The organism is Amycolatopsis sp. NPDC004079 (genome assembly GCF_040610415.1).
GTDB classification, from domain to species: Bacteria; Actinomycetota; Actinomycetes; order Mycobacteriales; family Pseudonocardiaceae; genus Amycolatopsis; species Amycolatopsis halotolerans.
In genome coordinates this window covers 60,593-80,122 of the sequence record NZ_JBEXMH010000009.1, presented here as the reverse complement: position 1 = coordinate 80,122, position 19,530 = coordinate 60,593, and the positions used below count along the sequence as shown (strand labels likewise).

Genomic DNA, 19,530 nt, shown 5'->3' with positions numbered 1-19,530 from the left:
AGAACAATGATCGAGAACGTTCGCGGCGGCTGGTCCGGTGGGCCCGCCGCTGTTTCCGGCCGCACTGTGGTCGACCTGATCGCGGGTATCGTCGAGACGCACGGCGACGCGCCCGCGGTGCGGCGCGGCGGCGAGTCGATGAGTTATCGGCGGTTGCACGACGAGGCAGATGCTATCGCCGCCGGGCTGCGCGAGCGCGGCATCGGCCGCGGGGACATCGTGGCTTTGCACCTGGCCCGGGGATGCACTGCGGTAGCTGCTGCGGTCGCCGTGCTGCGCGCGGGTGCCGCGTACCTCGCGTTGGATCCGGCGCTGCCGGAACAACGACGTCGGTTGCTCGTCGAGGACGCGCAACCGGCTCTGCTGATCGGTGACGTGCTGAGCGGTTCCGGAGTCCCCGCCTGCCAACCGATCGAGCTGCGCTCGGACCGGACGGTCAGTCTGCCTGAACCGCTCGATACGGCGTACCTGATCTACACGTCCGGTTCTACGGGCAAGCCCAAGGGCGTGCAGGTGCGGCATGAGGGGCTGGCCAACGCGGCCGTCGCCGGCGCGCGACATTTCGCGCTCGCGCCGGGCAAGCGGATGCTCCAGGCCGCCTCATGGAGCTTCGATGCCGCGGTTTGGGAGATCTTCATGGCCCTCACCACCGGCGCGACTCTGGTCATCGCCGAGATCGACGAGCTGGACACTGTGCTCACCGACGGCAGCGTGGATGCCGCCTTGCTCACCCCGACGGTGGCGGGCTGTCTGACCGCGGAGCAGCCCGTGACACTCAGCGTGCTCGGTTTCGGAGGCGAACGCTGCGGCGCGGATCTCATTCGCCAATTCTCTTACGTGCCGACGCTGCTGAACTGCTACGGGCCGACTGAGGCAAGCATCTGCGTAGCGGTTCACCGCTGCGTTCCCGGCGAATCCGCACCGGCAGTGGGCCCGCCGTTGCCCGGTGTGCGTGCCTACGTCCTGGACTCGCACGGCAACCCTGCCGAGACCGGCGAGCTATTCCTTGGAGGAACTGCGGTCGCCGCCGGGTACCTGCGCCGTGCCGAGCAAGACCAGGCGTCGTTTCTGCCCGATCCCTTCGCCGAAGGCGGGCGGATGTACCGCACCGGCGACCTGGCCTCGGTCTCCGCGGACGGCGTGCTCACGGTGCACGGTCGCATCGACGACCAGGTGAAGATCCGCGGTGTCCGCGTCGAACTCGGCGAAGTCGAGGCCGTGATCGCCGCTCATCCTCTGGTGACCGGCTGCGGAGCCGAAGTGGTCGAGGGAAGGCTCATCGCTGCGGTCGTGGCCTCCGCGCCGGCAGTTGACGATCTCCGCCGCAGGTGCCAGGAAACGCTGCACCCCGCAATGGTGCCTTCCTCGTTCGCCCAGATCGACAGCCTTCCCATGTTGCCCAGCGGCAAACTCGACCGCTCCGCGCTGCGTGAACTGCTCGCAGCCGAACCGGACACGGTGGATCCGCTCAGGCAGGTTCACTGGAACGACGAAGCCGAGCGAGTGATCGCCGGACTGTTCACCGAATTGTGCGGAACCGCGCCCGCGACGCGCGAGGACAACCTGCTCGCATTGGGCGGGCATTCTCTGACCGCGGCTCAGATCTCAGCACGGCTGCGCAAACAATTCGGCGTCGTCGTGCCGATGGCACAGATCCTGCGGCATCCCACCGTGCCCGAAGTCGCGGAAGCGGTGCGTCGATGGCACGGCGAGCCTGTTTCTGCAGCCCACCCCGTTGCTCTGGCATCGGACGACCAAGACCTGTCGTTCGGCGAAGAACGGCTGTGGTTCCTGTGGACGATCGAGCCCACCAGCACCGCCTACTGCGTCCCCGTCGAGATCACGCTGGACGGGCCGGTGGACGCTGCACGGCTCCAGGCTCAGACCTCCGCGGTGCTCGCGCGGCACGACCTGTTCCGGTCTCGCTACATCCGCAGAGCCGACGGCACTCCGGCCCGGCGGGCAGACGGCCCAGCGCCGCTCGTCACCGTACTGGACCTCACGGAGGAGGCCGAGCCTCAGCAGGCTGCCGACGACTGGACCGGCAGCGTCGGCCGTATCCCGTTCGACCTGGCGACTGGCCCCCTGGTGCGAGCGCACGTGCTGAAGCTCGCCGAGAACCGGCATCGTCTTGTGCTGCACCTGCACCACATCGTGTGCGACGGATGGTCGAACGTAGTGCTGGTCGAGCAGATCCTCGCAGCGTACGCGGGCAACGAGATTCCAGTTGTCGAGGCCACCTACCAGGACTTCGTTCGATGGCAGCAAAAGCAGCTCACACCGGTCAGGCTCGCCGCGCTCACCTCGGCCTGGCGAGAGTACCTCCGAGGAGCGCCCGTCGAGGTGCGGCTGTCAGCAGCCCGGACCAGACAGGATTCGACTTCGGCTGCGGCCGGATCACTGCGGACAACGCTCTCCCGCACGGCCACCAGCCGACTGCACGCTCTCGCGGCACGGCACGGCGTGACCCAGTTCCACCTCCTCCTGGCAGCGCTGGCCTGCCAGCTGGCCAGGCTGACGGGGCAGCAGGACGTCGTGCTCGGGAGCATCGTCGGCGACCGGCCGTTGCCGGAACTGGAATCTGTGGCCGGATTCTTCGTCGACACGGTGCCGATCAGGGTCATTCTCGACCAGAATATGACGGCCGCACAGGCGATCGCCGCTGTGCGGGCGTCGGCCCTCGTCGCACTGGAACAAGCGGAGTTGCCGTTCGACCATGTGGTTCGCGCGATGGATCCGCCTCGGGTGCCTGGCATGAACCCGGTGGTGCAGGTCGCGCTCAATGTGCTCACCACTCCCGACGTCGAGCGCGAGGTGCCCGGGGTGCGCACCGCCGTCCGCTTCGACACCGGTGAAGAGAGCAAGTTCGACCTGACTGTCTACGCCGAACCGAACTCGCAAGGACTCGGATTGAGGTGGGTGTATCGAACGGACCTTTTCGACCAGGAAACGGTGCGAGAAATGGCCGAACAGTACGTCGCGGTGCTGGAGCAGCTTCATGACGACCGGCTCGCGGTCGCCGACATCCTGTTGGATTCCCCGAGCAGGCGTGCACTGGCTGACAAGTGCGTCGAACCTCCGCTCGCTGCCGTTCCCGGTGCGACAACGGCCTCGTTCCGGCGCGCCGTCGCTGAGCATCCGGACGGGATCGCTGTGTCGTGGCGTCATGACCTGACCTACCGCGAGATCGCAGACCAAGTCGACGCATTGCGGTGCGAGCTCGCTCGCCACGAACTCGACGAGGCAACCTGCGTCGCGGTGGTCGCGCGCCGGGCGCCGTCGCTGCCGATCGCCGTTCTGGCATTGCTGGAGCATGGGGTGCCATTCTCGATCATCGACGCCGGCCTGCCGCCCGCCGCAATCGACGATTACCTCGACAACCTGTGTCCTGCCGCAGTCCTGTCCGAGACGGCGATCCAGCCGCTCGGCGAGCGCCGCATACCGGTACGGGAAGGCGTCGCGTACCTCGCCCACACGTCAGGCACGACCGGCCGGCCGAAGATCGTACTCGGGCCGAAGGCCGCGATGGATCGGCAAGTCGCGTGGGAGACGTCTGCATTCGACATCACGCGTTCTGATCGAGTGGCTCTGCTCTCCGGGCTGATGTACGACCCGTGTTTGCGTGATGTGCTTGTGCCATTGTCGTGCGGCGCTGTCCTCTCTATTCCCGAAGAGGACCTCGGTGCCGACGGATATGCCTTGAGCGAGTGGCTCCGAACCTCGGAGACAACGATCTGGCACACGACTCCGGGACTGCTCAGCGCGACCGCTTCGGGCGCGACCGCGCCTCTCCCACACCTGAATCTGATCATGATCGGCGGGGACCGCCTGCGCCGCGACGACGTTGCTCATGCGCGTGAGGTGTTTCCGAACGCCCGGCTCGTCAACGTTTACGGCACGACCGAGACACCGCAGGTGATGAGTTCGCACGACGCGGACGACAGCCGTGAGGTCGTCGCCCTCGGCAGCGGGACGCCGTCCAGCCGACTTCTCGTACTCGACGTCGGCGATCGGCACACCGGCACCGGCGAGCCAGGCGAGATCGCGGTGCAGAGCCAGCATCTTGCTCTCGGATACCGCGACGACGCTGATGACGCCTTCCAAGTCGCAGGAGCTGTAGGCGAGGTGGCTGGGCCGCTGTACCGTACCGGCGACATCGGCTGGCGGGACAACGCTGGCGTTGTGCACCTGATCGGCAGGCGGGACGACCAGCTCAAGGTTGGCGGTGTCCGGGTCGAGCCCGCGCAGATCGAGCAGGTTCTGTTGCGCCACAAGGACGTCAAACAGGTCGCCGTGCGTCCAGTCCCGGGTCTCACCGCGTTTGTCGTCGGCTCGGCGACCGCCGGTGAACTCCGTCTGCACGCCCAGCAGCTTCTGCCAGCCCCGCTCGTGCCGGAGATCGTGCTGGTGGCGGAACTCTGCTACACCCGCAACGGAAAGCTCGACGCGGAGCTCACCGCGCAACGAGCCACATCATCGCGAGACCGGGCCGAGCAGCCGGCGACCGATGTCGAAACTCAGATTCTCCAGCTGTGGTCCGAGATTCTGCGCCGACCGGTCAGCTCGCCGAACGACGACTTCTTCCGTCTTGGCGGGCACAGCCTGCTCGTCACCAGGATGCTCGCGTCGGTTCGCGCGGAGTTCGGCACGACTGTCAGCTTCCGAGCCTTCTTCACCACGCCAACGGTGCGCAATCTCGCTGCGCTGGTCGAGGCAGAGCTTTTGTCCGAACTGGACGAAGAAGGACTGGCACTGCTCCGCGACGAGCTGGCCGCAACTACTAACGACGACGAGGGGAATCGCTCGTGACCGACCTCGCATCCCGCTTGGCGAAGTTGCCCAAGGAGAAGCGTGAGGCGCTGTTGCGCAAGCTCGCCGCTGGGCGCTCCGCCGAGCCTGTCCTGGGGCCGCGCAACTCGGACGCGCCAGTACCCGCATCGGTGCAGCAGCAACAACTCTGGTTCATAGACCGGATCGATCAGCGGGGTGCCGCGAACAATCTTGCCTATGTGTGGACACTGCGCGGCGCGTTGAACGTAGACGCGCTGCGGTCCGCGCTCACAGCGGTCGTGGAACGGCACGAAAGCCTGCGTACCTCCCTGGTCGAGGGCGACTCGGTCGACCTGCGGGTCGCCGGGGACCCCGGGGTGTCTTTCGACGTGCGCGACGTCGCAGCCGCGCCAGATCCCGATGCCGCGTTCGCGAAGCTCGCCGACGAGCTGCGCGGGACGCGGTTCGATCTCACCCGACCCCCGTTGTACCGGGCAGTACTAGTGCGGCTTGCCGACGACGAGCACCGGCTCATCTGGGTGGTGCACCACATCGTCTGGGACGCGGGCTCGGTTGGAGCCTTCCTCCACGACCTCGCCGCCGCTTACAACGGCGATCAGCTCGTTTCCCCGGAGCTTACCTACCGAGACTATGCGGCATGGCAGCACGCGCTGCTCGAGAGCAAGCGGAGCAAACTCGCGACGTGGTGGCGCGAGCGGCTTGCCGGCAGCACACCCACAGAGCTGCCTGCCGATTCCCCTCGCCCTGCAGAACAGACATTCGGCGGGGAGGCCGTCGACGGAGTGCTGCTCACGGGCGCGTCGCTGGACACATTCCGGCAGTTGTGCGAAGAACAGCGGGTGACCGCCTACATGGCAATGGTCGCGATGTTCTCTCATCTGATAGGCCGGTGGACACGCACTGACGAGGCAGTCATCGGTTCCCCGTTCAGCCTTCGGCCGGATCCCCGGCTCGAGAACGCTGTCGGGTTCTTCGTCAACATGCTGCCGATCCGGTGTGCCAGCGGCGAGACGCTCAGCATGCGCGAACAGCTAACCAAGGCACGGGAGTGCGTGCTCGACGCGATCGATCACCGGGATTTGCCATTCTCGGAGATTGTCGCGGCGGTCAACCCGCGGCGGGACCCCTCTCGCCCGCCGCTGTTCCAGATTGAACTGGCTTACGAGGCCGGTTCGGTCGAGGGGTTCGGCATCGAGTTCGACAGGCTCGCGTTCGCGCACAGCAAGCTGCACGACGGGGGATCGCGGTTCGACGTCTCGCTGGTCGTGCGCGACTCCGGCAGCCAGCTGGATTACACGGTCGAGTTCAACCCGGACCTGTACCACCCCACGACCGTCCAGTCGCTCGTGGATGCCTTCCGCACGCTGCTGGAGCGCGCGATCGCACGACCAGACCTCCCGCTGCGCGAACACGACTTGGCGTCGGCAGGCGAGCGCGACCGGCTCGCCCGGCTGGGCGACGGTGGCGATGTGGACGAAACGGCACCAACCGTGTGGGAGCGGGTACTCAAGCACGAGGCCGAACGTCCGGGGCAGCCGGCGGTGGGCACCATGACGTACGCCGAGTTGGCAGGGCGGGCTCGAGGAGCGGCGGCGAGGCTCTCCGAAGCAGGCGTTGAGCGCGGCGACCGCGTTGTGCTGCTGGCGCGCCAGTCGGCGGATGCTGTCGTCGGAATGCTCGGTGCGCACCTGCTCGGTGCGGCATACGTTCCGTTGGACGTGGACGCGCCGAGCGCGCGGCTGCGCCAGATTATCGGACAGGCCGAGGCTAGTGCTTGGCTGGTTGGGGAAACCGAGACGTTCGAGCGTCTCGGCCCGCCGGACGTGCCCGCTGTCGAACTCTCGGGCGGTGGCGTCGGCGAAGCAGACGGGGGGCCGCGGGAGGGCGATCCGGCATACGTGATTTTCACGTCCGGCACGACAGGCAACCCGAAAGGTGTCGAGGTTCCGCACAGTGCGCTCGCGCATTTCTGCGCGGAGATCAACCGCGCTTACGGGATCGGCCCAGGCGACCGTGTGCTGGGTTTCGCCCGCCCCAGTTTCGATGTTTCGGTGTTCGAGGTGTTCGCGACCTTGGCCGCCGGGGCTACCTTGTGCGTGCCAGACCTGGAAACCAAGCGGGATCCGGCCCTGCTCAGCGAGTTCCTGCGAGCGGAGCGGATCACCGTCGCGGAGTTGCCGCCAGCACTCATGCCGCAGCTCGACGCTTCGCTGCCGGACTTGCGCCTGGTTTCAGTCGGAGGCGAGGCATTCGCCGGCGCCCTGGTCGCCGAGTGGACCCGCGGAACACGCGAGTTTTGGAACGGCTACGGCCCAACGGAGACCACAGTGGCCGTCACGCTCAAACGGTGCGAAGGCGAGTGGAGGGTGAACCCGCCGATCGGCAGGCCGATGCGCGGTTGCCGAGCTCACGTCGTCGACGAATCACTGCGACCGGTGCCCCGCGGCGCGGTCGGCGAACTGGTGATCGCCGGTCCTTGCGTCGCGACCGGCTACTTCGGCGATGAACAGCAAACCGCTCGAGCTTTTGTCACGGAACCCGGGGCGGCAGGACAACGCGCCTACCGGACCGGTGATCTCGTGCGGTGGCGCAGCGACGACGACCTCGACTTCCTGGGCAGGGCGGATCGCCAGGTCAAGATCAACGGGTTCCGCATCGAACTTGCCGAAGTCGAACGGGCGCTCGCCTCGCACGAATCGGTGGACCACGCGACTGCTGCGGTGTTCGATGTCCCGGATCTGGGCAGGATCATGGCCGGATTCGTCGTCGGCGGAGAGACCGCGGACGACGGCACAGTCCTCAGGCACGCGAGCGGTCTGCTGCCGCGCTACGCAGTGCCCTCTCGTCTGGTCCGTCTGAGCGCAATCCCCTTGACCCCGAACGGAAAAGTCGATCAGGCAGCGCTCGAACGGCTCCTGCGCGCGGACTTGGACACCCAACCCGACACCGATGCGCCCCTGCGAGAACTCACCGACACCGAACGGATTCTCGTCGAGGACGTCATCGGACCGGTTCTGAAGCGGCCAGGGGCCGATCCGGACACGAGTTTCTTCGAACTCGGCGGGAACTCGCTGCAGGCGACTCAGGTCACCGCGTCGATCTCGCGACGGTTCGACGTCGCTGTCACGATCGGCGAGTTCTTCCGCGATCCCACTGTGCGCGGGCTCGCCTTGCTGGTCGACAGCAAGGAAAAACGCTCGGCCAGGGCGGAGAACCGGCTGCGCGCGATGATCGGAGAAAGCGCGTGACGAACCTCCCGGACTTGGAGCAACTGTCCGAAGAAGATCTTCTCCTCTTGGAGGAACTGCTGGGCGACGAGTATCCGGTGACTGCGGCGCAAGCGGACATGATCGATTGTGCCGCGGCGCATCCGGACAGCAGGGCGGCGGGCATCCACCTGGCGATGCGTGTCGAGGGAGGCGTGTCGGTCGAACGGCTGCGCGCTGCGCACGATGCAATGTGGGATCGCCATGCGGCATTTCGGACCACATTCCGGCACACCGGTGACGGTTGGGTTCAGGGCGTCGCGACAGGCGGCACGTTTCCGTTCACGTTGCGCACGGCCGAGACCTTCGACGACCACCTCGTGCGCAGGGTGCTGAACAAGCACCAGCGCGAAGGGTTCGACCTCCTCGGCGGCGGTGCCTTGGCCCGTGCCGAACTGGTCCTGACTCGAGATGGCACGCACCTGCAGGTGTGGTCGTTTCACCATGCCGTTGTGGACGGATACTCGCTCGGGCTCATCTGGGACGATTTCACCGCTCACTACAACGGACTCCCGCACGCATCCGCTCCCGCGTCGTTTGGCGAATACGCACTCTGGCAAAGAGAGTGGCTGCACGGTGCCGAGGCCAATGGGCAACAGCAACGTCTGCTCGCCCTCGCCGAGCCGGCGGTTTCCCCGTGCACCGTGCGTCGACCGAATCCCTCTATCGGATCGGTAGACGTAGCGGTTCCGCCTGACGTCCACGAGGCTGTCGCACGACTCGGCGCCGCGTCCGCGACCACGACACACATGGTGTTGCTGGCCGCTTACCGGCACTCGGTGGCGGCTGAGGGATTTCTGGACGCCTCTGCGCCGGTGTGGACGCCTCTGGCCGGCCGGACGGACGCGCGCTTCGCCTCTACCGTCGGCATGTTCGCCAATGCTGTGCCGGTGTTCGGCGGTGCTGCCCCCGCGTCCACCGTGGCGGGGTCACTGGAGGAGGTGAAGAACGGCTGCATCACCGCGATGGAGTGCCAGTCGGTGCCGCAGCGGGAGCTCCCTGATGTCCCAGTGCAAGCACTGTTCGCCCTCCAGAACACTTCGAGCGGCAGCGGTGCCCTTTCCGGCAGCACCACCACTGTCGTCCGGCCGGACGGCGTGCCGCAGGTCGCGCCGATCCTCGAGTTCTACAGCCCCGCGGACCGAATGTTCCGCACAGCATTGTCCTTCGGGTATCGCGGCGGGGGACTCGCAGGCGTACTGGAGCACGACCGGGCCGTGGTGCCGGACGAGGCGGCAAGGCTGATTGCCGCACGGTTCAGCGAGACGGTGGCGCTGTTCGCGAGCGGGACCGTGCCGTGGTGACTCGCACGCGCTGCTTGCGGCCGATGAGTCCGAGCAGTCGCCTGGCGATGGTTCGCCTGGTCGTCTTTCCCCACTCGGGAAGCGGGCCGACGAGTCTGCGGCCGTTGCTGAGCCGCCTGCCCCCGTGGACTGAGGTACTGGGCGTCGTACTTCCCGGCCGCGAAGAACGGATCGGCGAAGATCCAGAGGTAGCACTCGACGAGGTGCTCGGCCAGATCGCCGAGGAGATCGACGCACTGCCCGCGTTGCCCACCGTTCTTTTCGGACACAGCCTCGGAGCGCTGTTCGCGGCTCTGGTGTCGGCGCAGAACCCCCGAGCCGTGGCGGGAGCCATCCTCAGCGGACAGACCCCGGTCGCTTTGCCTGCCCGCGACGCCGAGGATGTCTTGTCTGAGGCCGGCCTCACCCCGCCGGAGGTGCTGGACGACGAGGAGTGGCGGAGCCGCCTCGTTCGGTTGCTCCGTGCTGACGGGGATCTCGCGGCAGAGGCGAGGAGACGGCTGGTTGGCGTACGTGTTCCGGTGCGCACGACAGTGCTGGGCGGACTCGCCGACCCGCTCGTGCCGTCGGCTGAATTGCGGGGTTGGAGAACGCACGCGCCTTGCGTGCCCAAATTGTTCGCGGGCGGTCATTTCTATCTGCTCGACGAGAGCGTCGAGCAGGTGGCGGGTGAAATCACGTCGGTGCTGAGGGAAGCGGCCGCGAGAGTGGAGTGGTAAACGCATGAAGCGAGTACTGGTGGTCGGTTCGGGCTTTGTCGGGTTTCGCCGTTACCTTCTGGAGAATATGGCGCGGCGGCACCATGTGCTGCTGCTCAACCCCGGCCCGGTCACGTGGCAGTCGGCCTACGCTGCCGAGCATGCCGAAGCGGACTTCACCGACCGGGACGCAGTGCTCGACAGCGCGTCCCGGCTCGCAGGAGAGCCCGGCGTGGACGGCGTGCTCACCTGGGACGAGAGCCTGCTGGACATCACCGCAGAAATCGCGCATCACCTGGATGTCCGTGCGCTTACCCGCGACGCAGCTCGAGCCTGCCGGGACAAAGCCGTGCAGCGTGCGTGCTTCGCACGCCACGATGTGCCCTCAGCGGAGTTTCGCGCTGCGACCACGCTCGACGAGGCGGCCGCAGCCGCTGGCGAGATCGGCTATCCGGTAGTGGTGAAGCCCCGGGCCTTGGCGGGCAGCATCGCCGTGCGCCTGGTGCGCGACCCCTCCGAACTGGCAACCGCAGCGGAAGCGGTGCTCGCTGCCGAGGGGCCGGGGTTCTCCGGATCAGGAGGGCTTCTCGTCGAGGAATATCTGACCGGTCCGGAGATCAGCGTCGACAGCTGGGTGCTGGACGGCGACGTGGTGCCGTTTGTCCTTGCTCGCAAGACGATCGACGCGCCGCCGTTCTTCCTCGAGATCGGCCATGAAGTCGGCGGCGAGCTTGAACCGGGACTCGCCGACCAGGTGCACCGCGTGGTGCGGACCGCCAACCTGGCGCTCGGAATTGACAGGGCGGTCACGCACACAGAGCTGAAGCTGACACCGGACGGCCCGCGGGTGGTGGAGGTCAACGGGAGGCTCGGCGGCGATCTCATCCCGTATCTCGGGCAGTTGGCCACCGGAGTCGAGGCGGGAGAGGTCGTCGCCGCTGTCGCGACTGGTGCCCGCCCGGAGACCGCGCCCACCCGCAAGGGCTTCTCTGCTGTCCATTTCGTATACCCGCCGCATCAGATGGTGCTCGACGATCTAGTGGTCGACCCAGAGCTGAGCGATGTGGACTGGCTCGAACCTGTGTCGCTGCTTCTGCCGCCCGGGACCGAGCTCTTCCTGCCTCCCCGGGCATTCCTGACTCGAGTGGCTGCCGCCGTCGTGACCGCGGACGACCAGCAGACGCTGAACCAGCGGCTCGACCGCGTCCGAGCAGGACTACGCCTCGTAGGTCCGCGAACCTCAAAAGGAGAACGATGACAGCACGTCCTCGCATCGGCATCGTCGACGCGTACTCGTCTGCGCACAGGCTGGCACCGGGCTTCCACGCGGCCGGCTTCGACGTCGTACATGTGCAGAGCACTCCGACGATCCCCCAGGTGTACCGTGCGTCATTCCGCCGAGAAGATTTCGTCGACAACGTCGTGCACGACGGCGACATGAAGCAACTGCTCCGGCAGCTGAAGAAGCACGAGCCAACCCACGTCATCGCGGGCATCGAGAGCGGCGTCGAGTTATCCGACCAACTCAGCGAACGACTCGGCCTGCGGACCAACGGCACGGCGCTGAGTGCCGCGAGGCGTGACAAGTTCCGCATGATCGAGTCCGTTCGCGCCGCAGGACTCCGTACAGCACAGCAGATCCGCACCTCGGATGAGCAAGAGCTGGCAATGTGGCACGAGTCCGTCGGCGACCGCATCGTGGTCAAGCCACTGAAGAGCGCCGGCAACGACGGCGTCTTCTTCTGCGACACACCGGAACAAGCGGGCGCAGCGCTCAGGTCGATTATCGGGGCGAACAGCGCGTTGTCCGCCCGCAACGACGCAGTGGTGGCGCAAGAATACCTCTACGGTACGGAATTCTACGTGAACACGGTGAGCCTCGACGGCAAGCACCGTGTCTGCGACATCTGGCGCACCAGTCATATCTCCGCCAACGGGGTGCTGGATCTGCTGGAGGGTTCCTATCTGCTTCCCCGCCGCGGCCCGGTCCAGGACGAGCTTGTCACGTATGCGCTCGGCGTGCTCGACGCCCTCGGTATCCAGAACGGTCCCGCGCACATGGAGGTCAAGCAGACCCCGCACGGTCCTGCGCTCATCGAAGTCGGTGCCCGCGTGTGCGGCGGCGATATGCCACATCTCGCCGGCCAAGCTGTCGACGGAGGGCAGCTGGAGTGGACGGTCGACGCCTACGCTCGTCCTGACCGGTTCCTGGCCCGGCACGCCGACGACTATCGCATCGCGCGCTACGCCGGCTGCGTCGGCCTGGTCTCCCCAGTGCGAGGAACGCTTCGCAGCTACCGCGGGCTCGACCGCGTCGAGCAATTGGACAGCGTGCACCAGGTCAAGGTTTTCGTCCAGCCCGGCGATCAACTGGTGGAGACGATCAACGACTTCACCTTCCCCGCGTCGATCTACCTGCTGCACGAGCTGGAGAGCGTCGTCATGCGCGACTTCGCGACCATCCGCCACCTGGACGGAGCGCACTTCTATGAACTCGCGTAACCGAACGAACGTCTACTACCTCGTCAGTCAGGTCATGTACGGCCTGGCCACCGGAACGTTCGACATGTTCTACAACCTGTACCTGCGACAGGTAGGCATCGAATCCAGCCAGATCGGCACGATCATGCTGGTCGGCTTCATCGTGATGGCGGTGTCGGTCGTTCCGCTCTCCTGGCTCGCCGACGTAATCGGGCAGCGCAAAGCCATGCTGTGGAGCAGCTTCGGCATGGGCATAGTCATGATCACGTTCCCGTTCACGACATCGTTCATCGGCAACCTGGTCCTGTTCTCCGTGGCGAACCTCTTCTCGCCGGTAATGCTGGCGACCGTCACCGCCGTTGTTGCGCGCAACAACCCGGACGAGGAACAGCGATTCGCCATGTTCCGCTGGGGTTTCATCTGGTTTCTCGTCAGCTCGGCATTGGTCAACGTGCTCGGCGGACGACTCGTCGCCTGGACCGGCGGAACCGGCTACGAGGGGCCGATGATCGTCGCCGCGGTGCTGGGAATCGGCATCGGCCTGGCTCGCCTCGGCATGCGGGACCAGCCTGCTGCTGCACCCGACGGAGCGGCGTTGCCTGATCCGGCTGGCTTGCCGAGGCCGAAGGTGTGGCCGGTGGTCGCCGTAGCCGCGTGCGTCGGCGCCTTCTCGGTGCTCGCGGTGCGATTCTTCAACCTGCTGGTGACCGGTATGTTCGATGTCTCAGTCGACGTGCTGGGCTACCTCATGGCCTTGGAGCGGCTTACCAGCGCCATCGCGGTCCTAGTGCTCGCACCGTTGCTCAAGCGAGTCGGCCCGGTCGCCGTCACCGGTGTCGCACTGATTCTCGTGCTGCCGCTGCAGATGTGGGGCATGTTCAGCGCGAGCGCGGCGGCATTCATGCTGCCGTACCTCATGCGGCAAGGCGTGCACTACTCGCAGATGCCGGTGCTTGACCTGGTCACCAACCGTGATGTTCCCAACGCTCGCAAAGGCTTTGTGAACGGTGCCCAGAAGTTCGGGCTCTTCGCTGGAAGTGGAGTCGCGGCCCAGTTGTACGGCATCCAGCTCAGCCAAGGTTCCTACAAGCAGGCGCTACTGGTCTCCGGTGCCTTCGCCGTCGTTGCCGGTCTGCTCTACCTGGTGTTCTTCCTTAAGCCTGTGGCACGTACTTCCGAAGTTACGAACGTTTAAGGACCTCCATGATCTCTACCATCGACATCCAGTCATCGGACTTCTACCGCGACCCGTACCCGTTTTACGAGATGTTGCGTCGCGAGGATCCGGTGCACCATGTCACCCAGTTGGATGTCTGGCTGGTGACCCGATACGACCTAGTCGCCGAAGTGTTCAGTGACTATCGAAGGTTCGGCAAGGCGTGGCCAGAGGGTGTGGCTCCGTACAACGGGCCGAGGCCTGCGGAGTTCGCGGCGCTCGACGACATCCCGGCAGACATGCTCGATTCCGACCCGCCTGACCACACGCGCCTGCGCAGGCTCGTGTCCAAGGCGTTCACGCCGAAAGCTGTGGAACAGCAACGCGACCGGATCCTGGCCCTCGTCGACCGGCTGATCGACGCCATGCTCGACAAAGGCGAGTTCGACCTGGTCGAGGACTTCGCAGTCCCGATCCCGGTCCGGATCATCAGCCACATCCTCGGTGTCCCCGAGACCGACTACGTCCAGTTTCAGAACTGGACCGTCGACTTTGTCCGCAGCTTCGATGTCACCCAATCCGCAGAGGTGAAGAATCGAGGCATGGCCGCGCATCTCAAGCTGCTGAACTACTTCGACGAACTGGTCGCAGAGCGCCGCGGTCGCGGCGGCGACGATCTGATCAGCCGCCTGCTCGAGGTCGAGGACCAAGGCGACACTCTCAGTCACGGCGACCTGCTGGCCATGTGCGTGCTGATGCTGTTCGGCGGATACGAGACAACTTTTTCCTTGATTTCCAACGGCACCCGCCTGATGCTGGGGCATCCCGAACAAAGGGACCTCATGCGGACTGGCCCGCACCTGGCCCGCGCAGCATGCGAAGAACTCGTCAGATACGAATCCCCGGTGCAACGCATCGGGTACATCGCCCAGCACGACATGTCATTCGGCGGAGCTGAAATTCCCAAGGGGGGCGTGGTCCTGGCATGCATAGGCGCAGCCAACAGAGACCCCGCCATATTCTCCGATCCCAACGTGCTGGACATCACCCGCGCAAACAACAAGCAGATCGCTTTCGGCCGAGGCGTGCACTATTGCATCGGCGCACCCCTGGCAATCCTGGAAGCGTCTATCGCCATTCCGCGAGCACTGGAACGCATGCCTGACCTGCACATCGTGGACACCGAACTCGACTGGGCGGCAACTTCCGCTCATCGACGTCTGCAGTCGTTGACCGCACGGAGCCGTTGATCGGGACTGGTCACGAGCCTGGTGCTGGCCTGCGCGCCCCGACTGTTTGCGCGCTGCCGGGCGGTAGGCAGCCGACGAAGAGCGGTCTGATCCGGTTTCGGTCTTGGTGTCGCTCTCCGCTCCGAGCAATCTCAGGTTGCTGTTTGACCGTCTGGTAGCTCTTTGTGCCCGTCGGCGGCGCACGCTGAGAGGCGTCCGTCGAAGGCGTGGGCGGTGTGCCATGAAGGTCGCTGGCGTGTACAAGCGGTGCGGGTGCCGGGACAGTGCGGGAGATCTGCTGGGAGGCCGGTGCCGGGGGTTGTCGGCGAGGGGGCACGGGAGTTGGTATTTCCGGGTGGAGATGCCGCCGCGGCCGGACGGGCGGAGGCGGCAGGTTCGTCGGGGCGGGTTTTCGTCGCAGCGGGCGGCGCGGCAGGCCCGTGCCTGTCTGTGCGATCCGGGCGGGCGGGAGTTGTCGGCGGCGGTGCTCACGGTCGGGCAGTGGCTGCGGTTGTGGCTAGACTCGCGGGTGGGGCCGGGTGCGTCGACGTTGCGCAGCTACCGCCAGCATGTCCGCGGGTACCTGATCCCGTACCTGGGCGACCGCCTGCTCGGCGAGTTGAGCAACGCGCAGGTGCAGGCGATGTTCACCGCGATCATCCGGACCCACGGCGCGGCGGGCCGCCCGGTCACTGCGGGCACGCTGCAGCGGATCCAGGCGACGTTGCGGGCGGCGCTGAACGCGGCGGTGCGGCGCGGATTGATCGAGCGCAACCCCGCTCGTTTCGTCGAGTTGCCCCGGCATCGGCGGCCGCACGCGGTGGTGTGGACGCCGCCGCGGGTCGCGTTGTGGCGGGCGACGGGGGATCGGCCGCGGGTGGCGGTGTGGACGGCCGCGCAGACGGCGGCGTTCCTGCGGGAGATCCGCGGTCACCGGCTCTACCCGCTGTTCCACCTGCTCGCGCTGGTGGGTCTGCGGCGGGGCGAGGTGATCGGTCTGCGGTGGAGCGACGTCGACCTCGAGGGCGGCTATCTGACGGTGTCGCATCAGATCCGGCAGGTGGGCGCGACGGTCGAGGTCGGGAAACCGAAGAGCGACACCAGCAACCGTGTGATCGCTCTCGACCATGGCACCGTCGCCCTGCTGCGCCGCCACCGCGCCGGACAGGACTGTGATCCGGCGGGGTATCTGTTCCTCAACGGGGACGGGAACCCGATCCGGCCCGACGCCTTGACCAGTCTGTTCCGGCTGCTCAACACGCGGTCCGGGCTGCCGCCGGTCCGGCTGCACGACCTGCGGCACGGTGCGGCCAGCCTGTCGCTCGCCGCGGGCGCAGATCTCAAGACGGTGCAGCATCTGCTCGGTCACAGCAGCATCGTGCTTACCGCCGACACCTACGTCAGCGTGCTGCCGACACTGGCCCGCGACTCCGCGGAAGCCACCGCGCGTCTCGTCCTCGACGCCGCCTGCACCACGGGCACGCGCCTGCGGGTGCCGCGACGGCGACGCCGCGAGGCGACCCGCCGCCCGGTGACCGCCGGCAGACGCACCCGCCGCACGAAAACCGCCGCCTGAGATTCAGAGACCTGTAATAGCCGACCGGAAAGGGCACAAACCCGCCGCGGTGAAGCACGTCCTCGAACACGCCGTTTCTCCAGCGCGGCAAGGGTTTTCCTGCCCGGTGCACAGCGAGGGCCCACCGCGAGCCCACACAAGATCACCGCGAAGACCCGCAAGATCCGCAGACGAGAACATCCCCGCTGGCCAGCGGGGATGTCGATCGTGGTGGGCCGCCTGGGGCTCGAACCCAGAACCTACGGATTAAAAGTCCGCAGCTCTACCAATTGAGCTAACGGCCCGCGCGCTCAGTCTAGCGGGCACCGCCCGGCCGCTCGCCGGGGTGGGTGTCCACCCCGGCGGCCCAGCTTCACCGCATAGACCGGACCTGCGTCACGAAGCGAGCGAGATCCGCTGCGTAAGCCTCCGGCTGGTCCATCGCGATGAAGTGATGGCCAGCCGGATTGTCGACCGGCCAGTGCACGATCTCCGACTCCCGAGCCGCCAGCCGGCGGATCCCGGGCATCCCGCTGTACACCCCGGTCGGTGCCTCCTTCTGCCCCCGCGGCCAGGCGAAACCGGTGCTCGAGTAGAAGGACCATGACGACGTCCCGAAGGTCCCGGTGAACCAGTACACGCTCAGGTTCGTCAGGAACGCGTCCAGCATCTCGTCCAGTGGCCGACCGCCACCGCCGAACTCGTGGAACTTCTGCGCCATCCACGCCAGCGCGGCCACGGGGGAGTCGTTCCAGCCATAAGCGAACGTCTGCGGCGCGGTGCGCAGCAGGGCGTGGTGGTCGACGCCGTTCATCCAGTCCTGCGACATCATCTCGGTGAACGCCAAGCGCTCCGCAGAGTCCAGATCAGGCAAGTCGGCTTCCGTGGGAATCCCCAGGCCAGCGGTGATGTAGACGCCCAGTACCGGACCGACCCGTGCGACTTCTGGGGCCACGTAGGCGCCGAGGTCGCCGCCTTGGACGACGTAGTCGCGGTAGCCCAGGCGACGCATCAGTTCGGCCCATGCGCGGGCTACGCGGGCGACGTCCCAGCCCTGCGCCGGGCGCGGAGGAGAAGCCGAAGCCGGGCAATGAAGGCACGACGACGTGGAAGTCCGAGAGGTGCTCGATCAAGGTCGCGAACTCGACGAAGGAGTTCGGCCAGCCGTGCGTCAGCAACAGAGGCGTGGCATCCGAAACAGAAGAGGGGACGTGCAGGAAGTGCAGGTCGACGCCGTCGATTTCGGTCTGGAACTGCGGGAATTCGTTCAACCGGGCCTCGTGGGCGCGCCAGTCGTAGCCGGTCGTCCAGTACGACGCGACCTCGCGCAGCCAGTCGACCGGCACCCCGCGGTCCCAGCCTTCGCCGGGCAGCGGCGCCGGCCAGCGGGTCTGCGTGAGCCGGGCGCGCAGGTCGGCTAGGGCGGCGTCGGAGATGTCGATGCGAAACGGGCGAATGTTCATGAGGAGAACGCTAGAGGCCATGTAGGTCAGATATGGTCCTAGATCATGAGCGCGGCGCGGTTATTGCAGTTGCTGTCCTTGTTGCAGACGCCGAGGCAGTGGCCGGGCAGTGAGCTGGCGGAGCGGCTGGGCGTCGAGGGGCGCACGGTTCGCCGGGACATCGAGCGGTTGCGCGAGCTCGGGTATCCGGTCGAGGCGACGATGGGCGCGGAGGGCGGATATAGCCTGGTCGCGGGCAGTGCGATGCCGCCGTTGCTGCTCGACGACGAGGAGGCGGTCGCGATCGCCGTCGGGTTGCGGATGGCGTCGGGGCACGCGGTGACCGGGATTGACGAGGCGTCGGTGCGGGCGCTGACCAAGCTGGAGAGGGTCTTGCCGTCCCGATTGAGGCGCAGGGTGAGTGTGCTCAGCAAGGCGACGGTGCCGCTGCCGGTGAACGACGGGCCGCGCGTCGATCCGGAGTCGCTCACGGTCCTCGCGACGGCGATCGCCAACCGCGAGCGGCTGCGGTTCGACTACCTCGCCAAAGAGGCGACGAAAAGGCTGGTCGAACCGCATCATCTGGTGTCGTCCGGCCGTCGCTGGTACCTGCTCGCGTTCGACAGCGACCGCGACGACTGGCGGGTCTTCCGGGTCGATCGCATCGAAAAACTAAAACCCATCGGGACCCGGTTCACCGCAAGAGACCTGCCTGCGGAGGACCCGGCGGCGTACGTGACCAAGAAGCTGCACACCTCCCGCCCGACGCATCGCGCGGTGGTCACCGTGCACGCGCCGGCGGACGAGGTGGCGCGGATTTGGGGCGCGGCAAGCGAAGTGACCGCGGTGGACGACCGCACCTGCCGCGTCGTCAGCCCGGCCGACACCCTGGAGTGGCTGGCGTTCCGGCTGACCAGCCTCGGCCGCGAGTTCGAGGTGCACGAACCGCCGGAGCTGGTGGAGCACCTGCGCGAACTCGGCGGCCGGGCGCTGCGTGCGGTCAGTCCTGCGTGATCACGCTGAAGTGCGCGGACGTGGTCAGGTCGTTGCCGGGCCAGTAGACGCCGATCGGCGTGCGCGACGCGTCGGACGGCAGGTGCATTTCCAGCGCCTTCACCGAGTTCGGGCCGGGCTCGGCGGTGGTCGGGATGACGACGTACGAGCTGGCGGTGTGCGTCGCGTCGATGAGCACGTCCGGCGCGCCTTCGCTGGAGTCCGAAGTGGTCGGTACGCCCAGCGGGGCGTTGGCGTTGTCGTAGAAGACGGTGTTGTACGGAGCGCCGCTGAGCGTGCAGTGCGTCGTCGGAGTGGCCGCGGAGTAGTGCAGGACGTCGGCGTGGTGCCCGGCCGCGTGGTCCGTGGCCGGGGTGGCGGTGACCGTGACGTCGGCGTCGGTGCAGAACGGTGTTTCGGCTGGTGCAGCGCTCGCGGAGGTCGCGGTGAGGGCAGCGGTCCCACCTGCCACAGCGAGGACGGCAGCGGCGGCGAGGGTGCGGCGAAGAGCGATCACGATGGCCTCCTGGTGATTGTTTGACCGAACTTTCTTCTACCCAGGCAGACGCTCACTACAAGCTGAAGGTGCGCCCGCAGTGCCGTTTCGCACTCTCG

General features: G+C 66.8%; 13 protein-coding genes and 1 tRNA gene. 10 read left to right on the top strand and 4 right to left on the bottom strand.

The window, feature by feature from the left end; all coding sequences use genetic code 11:
* Positions 1-6 precede the first annotated feature (6 nt).
* The 9 genes from ABZX37_RS12485 to ABZX37_RS12445 all read left to right on the top strand — a co-directional run bounded on the left by ABZX37_RS12485 (position 7) and on the right by ABZX37_RS12445 (position 16,501).
* Entirely contained in the window at positions 7-4,809 is a 4,803-nt protein-coding gene (locus ABZX37_RS12485) for an amino acid adenylation domain-containing protein (RefSeq protein WP_354738806.1), read from the top strand.
* Positions 4,806-8,039, top strand: a complete 3,234-nt coding sequence (locus ABZX37_RS12480) for an amino acid adenylation domain-containing protein (protein ID WP_354738804.1) — start codon at positions 4,806-4,808, stop codon at positions 8,037-8,039. Before ABZX37_RS12485 ends, ABZX37_RS12480 begins: the two co-directional genes overlap by 4 nt.
* Positions 8,036-9,361 (top strand): condensation domain-containing protein, encoded by a 1,326-nt coding sequence (locus tag ABZX37_RS12475; protein WP_354738802.1) that lies wholly within the window; start codon positions 8,036-8,038, stop codon positions 9,359-9,361. The genes ABZX37_RS12480 and ABZX37_RS12475 overlap by 4 nt, the downstream gene beginning before the upstream one ends.
* A gap of 23 nt (positions 9,362-9,384) precedes the next feature.
* Complete coding sequence (locus ABZX37_RS12470; RefSeq protein WP_354738800.1) at positions 9,385-10,080, top strand: alpha/beta fold hydrolase; 696 nt, start codon at positions 9,385-9,387, stop codon at positions 10,078-10,080.
* 4 nt (positions 10,081-10,084) lie between these two features.
* Complete coding sequence (locus ABZX37_RS12465; protein WP_354738798.1) at positions 10,085-11,317, top strand: ATP-grasp domain-containing protein; 1,233 nt, start codon at positions 10,085-10,087, stop codon at positions 11,315-11,317.
* Complete coding sequence (locus tag ABZX37_RS12460) at positions 11,314-12,561, top strand: ATP-grasp domain-containing protein (protein ID WP_354738796.1); 1,248 nt, start codon at positions 11,314-11,316, stop codon at positions 12,559-12,561. Before ABZX37_RS12465 ends, ABZX37_RS12460 begins: the two co-directional genes overlap by 4 nt.
* Positions 12,562-12,595: 34 nt before the next feature.
* Complete coding sequence (locus ABZX37_RS12455; protein WP_354738794.1) at positions 12,596-13,735, top strand: MFS transporter; 1,140 nt, start codon at positions 12,596-12,598, stop codon at positions 13,733-13,735.
* An 8-nt stretch (positions 13,736-13,743) separates the two neighbouring features.
* Positions 13,744-14,946, top strand: coding sequence for a cytochrome P450 (locus tag ABZX37_RS12450; protein WP_354738792.1), 1,203 nt, complete (start codon positions 13,744-13,746; stop codon positions 14,944-14,946).
* Positions 14,947-15,286: 340 nt separating this feature from the next.
* Entirely contained in the window at positions 15,287-16,501 is a 1,215-nt protein-coding gene (locus ABZX37_RS12445; RefSeq protein WP_354739044.1) for a site-specific integrase, read from the top strand.
* A 208-nt stretch (positions 16,502-16,709) separates the two neighbouring features.
* Here the strand turns inward: ABZX37_RS12445 and ABZX37_RS12440 are convergent.
* From ABZX37_RS12440 to ABZX37_RS12430, 3 genes are all read right to left on the bottom strand, one after another.
* Positions 16,710-16,785 (bottom strand) — tRNA-Lys (locus tag ABZX37_RS12440).
* Positions 16,786-16,853: 68 nt separating this feature from the next.
* A complete protein-coding gene (locus ABZX37_RS12435; RefSeq protein WP_354738790.1) occupies positions 16,854-17,354 on the bottom strand; it encodes a hypothetical protein in 501 nt (166 codons plus the stop codon).
* Positions 17,347-17,943, bottom strand: coding sequence for an epoxide hydrolase (locus ABZX37_RS12430; protein ID WP_354738788.1), 597 nt, complete (start codon positions 17,941-17,943; stop codon positions 17,347-17,349). Before ABZX37_RS12430 ends, ABZX37_RS12435 begins: the two co-directional genes overlap by 8 nt.
* 45 nt (positions 17,944-17,988) lie before the next feature.
* Here ABZX37_RS12430 and ABZX37_RS12425 point away from each other — a divergent pair, with 45 nt between their 5' ends.
* Positions 17,989-18,936 (top strand): YafY family protein, encoded by a 948-nt coding sequence (locus tag ABZX37_RS12425; protein ID WP_354738787.1) that lies wholly within the window; start codon positions 17,989-17,991, stop codon positions 18,934-18,936.
* Here the strand turns inward: ABZX37_RS12425 and ABZX37_RS12420 are convergent.
* Positions 18,923-19,432: a hypothetical protein gene (locus ABZX37_RS12420; RefSeq protein ID WP_354738785.1), complete on the bottom strand. Its 510-nt coding sequence runs from the start codon at positions 19,430-19,432 to the stop codon at positions 18,923-18,925. The two genes, ABZX37_RS12425 and ABZX37_RS12420, sit on opposite strands and share 14 nt — an antisense overlap.
* Between the last annotated feature and the right edge of the window lie 98 nt (positions 19,433-19,530).